12 protein-coding genes and 1 pseudogene are annotated in these 11,417 nt (G+C 38.5%); 7 read left to right on the forward strand and 6 right to left on the reverse strand.

The genetic code is table 11. The features are described 5' to 3' along the window. Positions 1 to 61 precede the first annotated feature (61 nt). On the forward strand, positions 62 to 1,270 hold the full coding sequence (gene trpB / locus FTU06_RS15105; RefSeq protein ID WP_180063175.1) for a tryptophan synthase subunit beta: 1,209 nt from the start codon (positions 62 to 64) through the stop codon (positions 1,268 to 1,270). 9 nt (positions 1,271 to 1,279) lie between these two features. On the opposite strand, the gene FTU06_RS15110 is transcribed toward trpB, so the two are convergent. The 4 genes from FTU06_RS15110 to FTU06_RS15125 all read right to left on the reverse strand — a co-directional run bounded on the left by FTU06_RS15110 (position 1,280) and on the right by FTU06_RS15125 (position 3,043). Further along, positions 1,280 to 1,630 (reverse strand): hypothetical protein, encoded by a 351-nt coding sequence (locus FTU06_RS15110; RefSeq protein ID WP_180063084.1) that lies wholly within the window; start codon positions 1,628 to 1,630, stop codon positions 1,280 to 1,282. A gap of 123 nt (positions 1,631 to 1,753) precedes the next feature. Beyond that, positions 1,754 to 2,185, reverse strand: a complete 432-nt coding sequence (locus FTU06_RS15115; protein WP_078193901.1) for a CBS domain-containing protein — start codon at positions 2,183 to 2,185, stop codon at positions 1,754 to 1,756. A 106-nt stretch (positions 2,186 to 2,291) separates the two neighbouring features. After that, positions 2,292 to 2,669, reverse strand: coding sequence for a DUF2750 domain-containing protein (locus tag FTU06_RS15120; RefSeq protein WP_078188495.1), 378 nt, complete (start codon positions 2,667 to 2,669; stop codon positions 2,292 to 2,294). Positions 2,670 to 2,809: 140 nt separating this feature from the next. Next, a complete protein-coding gene (locus tag FTU06_RS15125) occupies positions 2,810 to 3,043 on the reverse strand; it encodes a hypothetical protein (protein WP_078188494.1) in 234 nt (77 codons plus the stop codon). A 222-nt stretch (positions 3,044 to 3,265) separates the two neighbouring features. Between FTU06_RS15125 and FTU06_RS15130 the strand changes: the two genes are divergently transcribed. After that, positions 3,266 to 3,625 carry a hypothetical protein gene (locus FTU06_RS15130; RefSeq protein ID WP_180023554.1) on the forward strand — a complete coding sequence of 120 codons (360 nt, stop codon included), beginning with the start codon at positions 3,266 to 3,268 and terminating at the stop codon, positions 3,623 to 3,625. Between the two features lie 109 nt (positions 3,626 to 3,734). Then, positions 3,735 to 4,058, forward strand: coding sequence for a hypothetical protein (locus FTU06_RS15135; RefSeq protein WP_111884935.1), 324 nt, complete (start codon positions 3,735 to 3,737; stop codon positions 4,056 to 4,058). Here the strand turns inward: FTU06_RS15135 and FTU06_RS15140 are convergent. Next, positions 3,982 to 5,550, reverse strand: a complete 1,569-nt coding sequence (locus tag FTU06_RS15140) for a pitrilysin family protein (protein WP_180147428.1) — start codon at positions 5,548 to 5,550, stop codon at positions 3,982 to 3,984. The genes FTU06_RS15135 and FTU06_RS15140 overlap by 77 nt on opposite strands. 123 nt (positions 5,551 to 5,673) lie before the next feature. After that, positions 5,674 to 6,990, reverse strand: a pseudogene (locus FTU06_RS15145) (M16 family metallopeptidase); the annotation flags it as partial. 250 nt (positions 6,991 to 7,240) lie between these two features. Here FTU06_RS15145 and ftsY point away from each other — a divergent pair. The 4 genes from ftsY to FTU06_RS15165 all read left to right on the forward strand — a co-directional run bounded on the left by ftsY (position 7,241) and on the right by FTU06_RS15165 (position 10,874). Further along, positions 7,241 to 8,347 (forward strand): signal recognition particle-docking protein FtsY, encoded by a 1,107-nt coding sequence (gene ftsY, locus FTU06_RS15150; protein ID WP_168379661.1) that lies wholly within the window; start codon positions 7,241 to 7,243, stop codon positions 8,345 to 8,347. Between the two features lie 175 nt (positions 8,348 to 8,522). Continuing rightward, the gene (locus tag FTU06_RS15155; protein ID WP_180056124.1) at positions 8,523 to 9,209 is read left to right on the forward strand and encodes a nitroreductase family protein; all 687 of its coding nucleotides are present in this window, start codon (positions 8,523 to 8,525) and stop codon (positions 9,207 to 9,209) included. Between the two features lie 211 nt (positions 9,210 to 9,420). After that, positions 9,421 to 10,014 carry a nitroreductase family protein gene (locus FTU06_RS15160; protein WP_180090236.1) on the forward strand — a complete coding sequence of 198 codons (594 nt, stop codon included), beginning with the start codon at positions 9,421 to 9,423 and terminating at the stop codon, positions 10,012 to 10,014. Positions 10,015 to 10,196: 182 nt separating this feature from the next. After that, positions 10,197 to 10,874: a DUF2057 domain-containing protein gene (locus FTU06_RS15165; RefSeq protein WP_180147437.1), complete on the forward strand. Its 678-nt coding sequence runs from the start codon at positions 10,197 to 10,199 to the stop codon at positions 10,872 to 10,874. The last annotated feature ends 543 nt before the right edge of the window (positions 10,875 to 11,417 follow it).

Here is an 11,417-nt window from a genome sequence, read left to right on the forward strand (position 1 = left end):
ATTTTCAAAATTGGATAGTATTTAAAAGTCTTTGTTCTGCATACAACATGAAGGAAATATGATGGATCATCAAATTAATGGTATCGCATTACCTAATGAAGAAGGTTTCTTCGGTGAATACGGTGGGCAGTTCATTCCACCAGATTTAAAACAGGCAATGGATGACATTAATGTTGCTTATGAGCAAATTCGTCATACAGAAGAATTTCAAAATGAATTGAAAGAGTTGTTTGCACACTATGTTGGACGTCCTAGTCCATTGTTTTATGCAAAGCGCTTGTCTGAAAAATTAGGTGGAGCACAAATCTACCTGAAACGTGAAGATCTCAACCATACTGGCGCACATAAAATTAACCACTGCCTTGGCGAAGCTTTGTTAGCAAAATACATGGGTAAAACCAAAGTGATCGCAGAAACTGGTGCAGGTCAGCATGGTGTGGCATTAGCAACGGCTTGTGCCTTGGTGGGTATTCCATGTGAAATTCACATGGGGCAAGTGGATATTGAAAAAGAACATCCAAACGTGGTGAAAATGAAGATTTTAGGTGCCAACCTAATCTCTGTTACTCGTGGTACAGCTACGCTCAAAGATGCAGTAGATAGCGCATTTGAAGAATATTTAAAAGATCCAACCAATTTTATTTATGCGATTGGTTCAGTGGTTGGTCCACATCCATTCCCGAAAATGGTTCGTGACTTCCAGTCAATTATTGGTGATGAAATTAAAGTTCAGACCAACGAGCGTTTTGGTGCAAATCCTGACTATGTGGTTGCATGTGTGGGTGGTGGATCCAATGCCGTTGGTGCATTTACAGCATTCCTCAATGACACCGATGTTAAACTTGTGGGTGTAGAGCCGGCTGGTCATGGCTTAGATACCAATATGCACTCTGCGACGTTGACATTGGGTAAGCCAAGTCAAATTCATGGCATGGCATGTTATGTCCTTGAAGATGAACAGGGTGAACCATTACCAGTGCATTCAATTGCATCAGGTTTGGATTATCCTGGAGTGGGGCCACAACATAGCTTGTTAAAAGACCTAGGCCGTGTTGAATATACAACAGCGACAGACCAAGAATGTTTAGATGCATTCATGACGCTTTCACGTGTAGAAGGTATTGTGCCTGCACTAGAAAGTTCACATGCGGTTGCATGGGCAATTCGTGAAGCATCAAAACTTGCCAAAGATGTGAAGATTGTTGTTAACGTTTCAGGCCGGGGCGATAAAGACTCAGACTATGTGGCTGAAAAATTAGGTTTAAATTAATTACTGCCATTAAAAAAGACTAAGTTGCTCATCATCTGTTGATGGTGCAAAAATCTTTTGCAGTTGTATAGCCCGATCTATATTCGAAGTATCCCAGTTTTTAACTGGGATATTTTTTTTGACATAATTTTTATATATAGTGTGGTTAACGCTTGATGTAATTGGAATTAACTCAGGATGTAGTGCATAAATAATTGCTTTTGCATCTAAAATTTCAGCGATAGACGAAGCAATCTCCAAATTAATCGTACGTCGGTGGTATTCCAGCAGCTCATCATTCTTCATCGAAACCATTAAGCGTTCTAATTCTAAAATGATGGCATCCAGTTGGTCTAATTTATCTAAAACGGGTTTCAACATAAGAAAGGAAATTGAGAAAAGTAATTAATTTGTAATGTGTGTGTCATTACATATTGTGAGTTGTATGAAGAATTTTGATTTCTAGATTTCCCCCTTAAAGCTTGTTAAGGGGGATTTTTAAGTTTAGCCTGAAATATATTGTTGAAGTTGTTCGATCAGTTTGCGTTGATCATCCATTGCTGCTTTTACAAGGTCGCCGATGGAGATTAAGCCGGTTAATTTCTGTTCCTCAACGACAGGTAAATGACGTAAATGGCGATCTGTCATAAGTTCTAAACATTCTTCGACAGTCGCGGCACTTGTCACGGTGATGACACTACCCGTCATAATTTCGCTGACAGAGGTATCGAAAGATGTTCTTTCCATCAGGGCGATTTTACGTGTGTAATCACGCTCAGACAAAATCCCAACAACTGTGCCTTCATGGGTCACAACGAGGGCACCAATGCCTTTTTGTGCCATCAGGGAAATGGCTTCGAGTACAGTCGCATCTGGGGTGATGGTGTAAATTTCTTGATAAGCTTTGTCTTTAAGTACTTGGGCAACTGTAGTCATATTTTCATTCCTTTATAGTAGTTTTTGTTTAATTTAAATTAGCGCGAAATTTGAAAAAAGCAAATACTTTTCAGTGCATGCAGAGGTCAAACATGCACTGAGGGTTTTATGCCATTTGAATCTTATCTTGGTTAAAAAAGAATAAACGCATTTGTGAGGTTGTGAGCTTGAGACGAATGTGACTTGAGCTATGCAACGCAGGGATAACTTTAAGGCGTGTCAATGTTGGTAATAGCGATGCCTCAAAATCTTCTGGTGTAATGCGTCGTGGAGTGTAGTTGGGCCAATGCTTTTTGGCATATTTATGCGCTTGAATGCCATTTAGCCAAAACGGGAAGATAATATGATCTTGATCGCTGGTCATTGCCCAACCTTGTTGGTGGTAGAGACCCCAAAGGACTCCACAGTACATCATGGTTTTTAAAATACTAATTTTGAAAAATAAATCTTTTGGAATAGGTTTATATTGCTTTAATTTAGACATCATATGCAGCGTGTTGTTGATGTTGCTCCTATTGTAGGAAATTCTTATGAAAAAGCTGTGTAAGCTTTGAACTGGATTGTAAGAATTTATGTAGTCAAAAGTTGAAGGGTGTAAAAAAACGCCACCTTAGTGACGTTTTGTTATGCTTGCAAGGTGGCCATGTTCTGCCAATATTGCGCTTTGAGTGAGTCACGTTCTACGCGGAAGCCTTGATAATAAAGTTCAGCCAAAAATAACGCTGCTTTACCATGTCCAGCACGAGCTGCATCTTCCAATTCGTGAACTGCATCGCTGAAGTTCATTTGAGACTGAATTGTGTTCACCGCATTTGCGTATACATGTTCGAGTTCATGTTGAGAGAATTGTTGAATCATATTTAACTCCTTATTCTAATTATGATCATTAAGGGCCCATTCTTTAGCCCTATTAACTAATTTAACTAAGTATTATTAAACTAATATTACAATTATCTTGAATTGTCAACTATTCACGTAAATATTTCTAATTTGCTATAGTTTACATGATTAAACAATGGACAATTGTTTTCGTGAGTAAAATACTATCATAAGAAGTTGTAGATAATAAGGAGAAGTAAAATGACAAGAGTTTTAGACGGTTTAACTTTAGATTATCCTCCGACATTAGCGCAAATTGTGGAGTTGGCACATCTACATCGTCGCAATCTTGATGAAGCAATTTTTCATCAAGAAATTCATTTAGGGGATTTTGGTTTGGCACAGCGTAAACGTGTATATGATTTCACACGGGATTTAGATAAGGGACAGCGCTTAGAATTTTACAATGCATATAATGGCGAATTACTCAAAATCGCCGATGATGATGATTTACATCCTGCGCATGCAGAAGGTGGAATGAGTATTTTTGCAGTATTTATCGTTTTGGCGATTATTGCATTAATTCTTTATTTTGCGGTGATACGAACCATTATTCATTAAATTGTTTAGCTAACTCACAGACTGAAACAGTGAACTGATGCAGTTTTAAGCGCTGTGACTTGAACTTCTTGAACGTCAGCCATACACTACTTTGAACCTGAGGTAGTGTATGACTATTGATTTAGAAAAAATTATTCAATTCAAATCTAAAATACAGCTTGAGCAAATTTATAATATCTTTGTTTCAGTCATGATCGTGGTGATTTTGGTATTGGCTGTGATTGCCTTATATCGTCCTATTTCTGTACAGCAATACCAAAACGTGTCACGACTTGCGTTGCAGCAAAGTTATCCTGAAACACAGGAAATGGCGATGCTGCTCAGACAGCAAGATCGCATTCGTGTGGGTGCTTATCTTAAATTGATGCATGCTTATCAGATGGAATCTGTGCGGGCACATCAACTTCCGGCTTTGGCAGAGGAACAGCCTTAGTCGCAGGGATTATCTTGGTTGGAGCTGCTTGTACATTCTCCTCCAATATCTGCTGTACTTCATTTTTATCTAAGGTTTTACTGACCACAATCACCGTCATATTTTCAGGGTGCATATAGGTACGAACCGCATTTTGTACATCAGCTACAGTTATTTTTTCCAATAATTTAGGGTACTGGGTCAAATAATCTGGGTCTTGTTGATAAAAGCCCAATAGACCAAGCTGTGCATTGATCGTTGCATTACTGCTGTAATTATTTGGAAAAGCACGCAGCATACCGGCTTTGGTTTCTTCCATTTGTTTTTGATCAATAGGCATTTTGACAAAATCATTAAAAGCCTTATGTGCCACTCGAATACTATCTATAAGCTGATCTTGACGTGTTCCATAGCTAAAACTAAAAATTCCGGGTGCTTGGCTAAAGCTAAATGCACTATAGGCACCATAAGTATAACCACGTTTAACACGAAGCTCTTGCATGAGGACCGAGTTAAAACCACCACCGCCAAACATTCGATTAGCTACTTCTAAGGCTAATCGATCTTTGTTATCGCGTGTGGTGCCTAAATGTCCAAATATGACGTTGGCTTGGGTGGAATTGTAGGGAAGATGGATAATATCAAAGCCTTGTTTTTCTTCTGGTTGTGCAAGCGCTTTGGCTTTTTCACCTTGGTTTAAGTTTCCAGAAATACGTTCTGCTAGGTTTTGCGCTTCTTTTTTGCTGAGTTTACCTGTAATGGCAATATTCATGTTTTGAGCAACTAAAAATTGATCACGAAACTTCTTTAAAATGTCTGGTGTTATTTTTTTGATACTGCCATTGGTTCCCGTAATCGGTTCTGCATAAGGATGTGTGCCGTATACAGCCCGATAGAAACGAATATTCATTAAGCGACTTGGGCTTTCTTGGAGTTGCTTCTGACCAGCTTGGTTATTACTGAGAGCTAAGTTTAGACTAGAGGTTTTAAAAGTCGCATTTTTAATCACGTCCATCATCATACTTAAAGCAGGTTCTAATTTTTTAGGGTCTGACAATACGCGTAACCGAACGACAAACATATCTCGATGTGCTTGCACGCTAAATTGAGCACCTGTTTGGTCAAAAACCGAGGCAATTTGCGTTGCATTGTATTTTTCTGTGCCTTCATCGATTAAACGTGCAGCCATGTTGGCAACACCATACAAGCCTTTTCCGACTTCTTCATCACGAGCAGAACCTGCATTAAAGGTCAGTTGAATATCCACCATGGGTAGATCTTGCGATTCAACAAACAGGCTATTCACACCATTTCGGTTTTTCAGCACTTGAACAAGTGGAGCACGGTAGTCTTTATCAATCTGTAAATTCTTTAAACTTTGCAGCATGGGGATAGATTGTAATTGGCTCGGATTATCGTTGAGGTCAGGAACATTTTCCGTATAAGTTTCTGCATGGAGGATTGAGCCAAACGCAGTGAGTAAGCTTAGGGATAAAATTTTCGTAATAGTCATCACTAATCCTTACAAGACGCTTTCAGTGTTTTGGGTTGAGCTGATTTGTTGCTCTGGAATAACAACTTCCGTTTGAGCTGGTTTTGTAGTTTGATCTGCTTTATTTGAGGTTGTTGGAACCTCTGACTGTTCTGGAAATAGATACATGGTGCTTAAATTTTCTCGGACAAAATACGCATTTGCGACACGTTGAATATCCTGTGCGCTGACGTTTTCATATAGTTTTGGTAATTCGTCCATTAGCCTGAAACTGAGTCCATTGACTTCTAAGTTGCCGATTGTCTTGGCTTGGCTACTGATGTCATCTTGGTTATAGACTAAATTGGAGACAAAACGTGTGGTGATACGTTCAACTTCAGGTGTTTTGACTAATTCTGTTTTTAAAGTGTCGATTTCATCTTGTATAGCTTTTTGCGCTTGTTCCATTTTGACGCCATCGGCAGGGAGTGCTGAAATGGTAAACAAGCTATCACCACGATTGTATGGATCATAAGAAACACTTACAGCGGTGAGTAATTTTTTATCGCGTACCAGTTTGTCTTGTAGGCGCGATGAAATACCACTATCTAAAATGTTGCGAATAATATTGAGAGCATATGCATCTTGTGGGTTTTTTGCAGTAGCCAGTGAGCGTACATTCCACGCCATATACAAATTAGGCACTTGTACGGGTAAATTTAGTTCCATATGACGATAGCCCACACGTTCGAATTCCATCACATCATTACGATCAGGTGTTTTGCGTGATGGAATATCACCAAAGTATTTTTGAACTTGACGAATGGCTGCTTCGGCATCGACATCACCGACAATCACCAAAATGGCGTTATTCGGGGTATACCAATCTTTATACCATTGCTTTAAATCTGCCAATTTGATGTTTTGCAGATTTTTCATGTGTCCAATGACGGGTTGACGATAGTGACTGGTTGGATAAGAGATCCATTTGAAACGTTCATAAGCCAAAGAACGAGGATTGTCATCTGTGCGCTGTCGGCGTTCTTCCATAACCACTTTAATTTCAGGGTCGAAATCTTGTTGTTGTAATCGTAAATTACTCATACGATCCGCTTCGAGCTCCAGCGCCATAGGGAAGTAGGCTTTAGGATACAACTGATAATAATTCGTGTAATTGGTAAAGGTTGCAGCGTTGATGCTGCCGCCATAGATACGGCTAAGACGTGTAAATTCATCATTAGGAACTTTTGTGGTTCCTTTAAACATCATATGTTCGAGTGCATGAGAGATCCCTAATAGATTGCCCGACTCATCACTACTGCCAACGCGATACCAAATATGAGTCATTACCATTGGTGCACGGTGGTCTTCACGGATAATGACCTTTAAACCATTTTTAAGCGTGGTTTCAAAGGTGCTACGCGTTAATTGGGTACGTGTGTCTGCATGTAGATGAGTTGCAGACCAAAGGCAACTGCTGATAACACAGATAGGAAGTGCAGAGCGAAATAAAGTTTTAAAAAAACAAGGAGAAAATCTGTTTTTATGGGACACAAAGGAATCCATTAAAATGCATTTTATAGCTATCTAGTTTTCCTAAAGTTAATTTTGATTGCAAGTTCAACATGTTGTTTTTTAGTGTGCTTCGCTCTGACAGGCGTGTATCGACTCAATTTAAGATAACTTATGATAGAATCGGTTTTTTTAACGCAGTGCTTTTCAAGGATTCGGCATGCAACAGCAATCTCATGGGCAGAATAAATTTTTGATTGATGCTGATATCGGTGATGACGATGTCACGCTACCGAGTTTACCTGCGGTAAATGTGCCGATTATCGAGACACCGAAAGTACAGCAAGACGTTGCTGCACCATTACAAGAAACAGAGTCAGAAACTGAAGACTCGAAGGCGAAAGGCGGCTTCTTTAGTCGAATGAAAGAAGGTCTAGCAAAGTCACGTAAGAACTTGGCAGACGGCATGGTGAATATCCTGATCGGTGGGAAGGAAATTGACGATGAACTTTTAGAAGAGGTTGAAGAGCAACTTTTGGTTGCTGATATTGGTGTTGATGCAACCAAAACGATTATTGCGAACTTAACTGAACGTACTGAACGTGGCGATTTAATCTATTCGCACTCTTTATATAAAGCGCTTCAAGAAGAACTTGTGGCATTACTTGCACCACGTGTTAAACCACTGCATATCGACAGCAATAAAAATCCGTATGTGATTTTGGTTGTTGGCGTAAATGGTGTGGGTAAAACCACCACGATTGGTAAATTAGCGAAACGCTTACAAGGTGAAGGTAAAAAAGTAATGTTGGCTGCTGGTGACACATTCCGTGCAGCAGCAACAGAACAATTACAAATTTGGGGTGAACGCAATAATATTGCTGTTGTGGCTCAAGGTCATGGTGCAGATTCTGCTTCTGTTATTTTTGATGCATTTGAAAGTGCTCGTGCAAAAGGCGTAGACGTGCTGATTGCAGACACCGCAGGTCGTTTACATAACAAAGGACACCTCATGCAAGAGTTGTCTAAAGTAAAACGTGTAATGCAAAAAATTGACGCTACAGCTCCGCATGAAGTGATGTTAGTGGTAGATGCAGGCACAGGTCAAAATGCCATTAACCAAGTTGAAATGTTTGACGAGGCAGTAGGGCTTACAGGTCTAACCATTACTAAACTGGATGGTACTGCGAAAGGTGGTGTGTTATTTAATATTGCAAGCCGTACCCATGTACCAATTCGTTTTATTGGTGTAGGTGAGAAAATTGATGACTTGCGTCCATTCTCAGCAAAATCATTTGTCGCAGCATTATTTGAAACTGATAAATAAAATGCGTTAAATGTCACATAAACTCCGCAAAATGCGGAGTTATTTGTTTTAGGGTTTATTGATTGATTTAAAAAGCAACATGTGAATAAATCATAATCAAAATTCAGCCTAATAAACCCTTAGAATAAGTAAGGAATTGTTGTTTATATATAAAAATTGCTTTGGGGTGTTTAGGGTGGCGTTACTCGATAAAATTGGTCATGTATTGACTGCGGATATCACTAAAGATTTTAAATTAAAAAAGAAAAATACTGACCAAGAAGTAGAAGCGTCATTTGTCGACCAACTAAAGAAACGTCGCAGTATTTACGAGCTTGGAAAGAAGGTACATTATAGTCAGGCTTACTTGGCTGAACTGATTCAAGAGTCTGTAAGAAGTTGTCCATCTGCATATAATTCACAAAGTACACGTATTGTGGTTTTATTTGGCGAATCGCATCAAAAATTTTGGGACATAGTAAAAGACGTACAACGCAAGAATGTTGCGAGTTATATTTTTGAGGGTGTGGCGCTCAAAATAGATCAATGTGCAGCTGGCCTGGGAACTGTGCTTTTCTATGAAGATCAAGCCGTGATTCAACAATTACAAAAGAAAGTGCCATTAAGTGCAGAAGATTTTCCAGTGTGGTCGGAGCAAACGTCTGGCATGGCCCAATTCGCAGTATGGACTTCGATCGCAGATGCAGGTCTAGGCGCATGTTTACAGCACTATAACCCACACATTGATTATGCTGTTGCTGAACACTTTGATATTTCAAAACAATGGTTGCTGCGTGCACAATTGGTCTTTGGTTCAATTGAAGGTCAAGCGCCTGAACGTTTAGAACCAGAAGACCAAGATCAGTTTAGAATTTATGAGTAATTTCTATGTGCTGTAAGTTGCTTTGATCTCTGCTTTTAGAGCAGTAAACTAAAATCTGTATGTAAATGAGTTGTGGGTATTTAGATGCTTACAACTGATTGTTCTAGAAATAAGACACAATGTTGTAAATATAGTCATGCAACGTTTAAAAACTTCACCTATTATAAATCTCAACTTAGTAAGCTAATTGAAAATAAAAAGAGGTCTTGTAATGTCATTCTTGAATCAAATCGAACAACGTCGCACAATCTATTCTATTGGTAATAACGTGAGTTTATCGCAAGATGAAATTGAGAAAACCATTAAAAATGCTGTACGTTTAAGTCCATCATCATTTAACTCTCAAACGTCTCGTGTTGTTATTCTGTTTGGTGATGCACATCAAAAATTCTGGAATATCGTACGTGAAACTTTACGTAAGATTGTGCCTGCAGATGCATTTGAAGGAACCAATGGCAAGATTAATAGTTTTGCAGCAGGTTTTGGTACAGCATTATTTTATGAAGATCAGGCTGTAGTAAAAGCTCTCCAAGAACAATTTGCACTTTATGCAGATAATTTCCCAGTATGGTCTGAACACTCAACAGCGATTGCTCAATTTGCTACTTGGACGGCTTTGGCTGAAAAAAATATCGGTGCATCATTGCAACATTACAATCCAATTGTTGATGCTGAAACAGCTGCGGAATTTGATGTGCCAGATCAATGGAAACTACGTGCACAACTTGTTTTCGGTTCGATTGAAGCGCCTGCAGGCGAAAAAACCTTTATTGCAGATGAAGAACGATTCAAAACATTTAAGTAATGATGGTGTGATGAATTAAAAAGGATGCATTAAGCATCCTTTTTTTATATGCAAAATTCTTGAATGAATATCAAAATAATGTCTTGAAACAAAATATACAGTGATTGTTAGATGTCATAAGATTGTCATATATGCATTGCATAGTGCATTCCAAACTAAATAATTGATAAAGAGTGATAATGATGACTTTAAGATTAAATGTTGCTGCTGCAGCGCTGATGTTAAGTAGTGCCGGATTTGCAGCTGTAACTTTGACTGTTCCGGAAGAAATTAAAATAGTTGCAGTTAATGATCAAGAAGTTACTGGTGGTTTATTTCGATCTACGGAGAAGTATAAGCTAGATGCAGGTGAAAACCTATTAACGGTACGTTATAGCGAATTTTTTCAACATGCTGATAATTCTCACGATATTTTAAAGTCAGGTGTGGCCGCTATTCGTACTCCAGCACTGATTGATGGTCAAGAGTATCGTTTGGGTCTAGTCAATGCACCAAAAGATTTTGATGCTGCGCAAAAATATAAAGACCAGCCGATATTTGGTTTGTATGACAGATCTAATCAATTACTTGTGCAGCAAGCTGGGGCGAAGAAAGAACAAAAAACGATTTTCTCCAATGGTGTTTTAGGTAATGCAGTAGATTTTACGAAGAAAGAAGCTGTGCCAGAAAATCAACCAGCACCTGTTTATGCGCAATCTGTAACTGCAAAACCAACGAACGTAGTATCTCCTGTAGTAGCTTCAAAAAATGTGATTATTAATGAAAATGGGGCAGATCAACAATTAATTCAGCTTTGGCAAAAGGCCAATAAAGCTGAACGACAAAAATTCATGAGTTGGTTGGCTGAGCAAGCAAACTAAAGTCACTTTCGTAACTTCATTAGTTTTATTCAAGTCAGTGCTATTCGAAAAGTCCGTTGAATTACGGGCTTTTTAGTTTGAAGAATATAAAAATCACCAATAATTATAAAATTCGTCTTTCATAAAGCGGAATATGTAGATATATTGATCTTTAAATAAGCAATAAATTGCTTATAGTTTAAAAAATATACACTCAGGCGCAATATCATAGAAATTTCTGTGATAGGGGCTTGTGTTTGTTTTGAAACTCTATAGAATACGCTGCATACCAACGCAGACAGCGATAAACACAAGGTTTTGAGTTGTTTGATGTTGTTTCTTATTTGCTGACGAAGCATTAAGAAGATCATTAAGAGATTATGAAGAACAACTTGTGTGGATTTTTACTGATTGATTGATCGAAATTATTTTCATTAATTGATGGTAGAAATTACTCGAAGTTTATTTGAGCAAATTTTTGTCAGTAATTGATGAGCCAAGATTGGTACACTATATGTACTATTGATTTTAAACTGAAGAGTTTGATCATGGCTCAGATTGAAC

The organism is Acinetobacter sp. YH12052, assembly GCF_013419835.1.
GTDB classification, from domain to species: Bacteria; Pseudomonadota; Gammaproteobacteria; order Pseudomonadales; family Moraxellaceae; genus Acinetobacter; species Acinetobacter amyesii.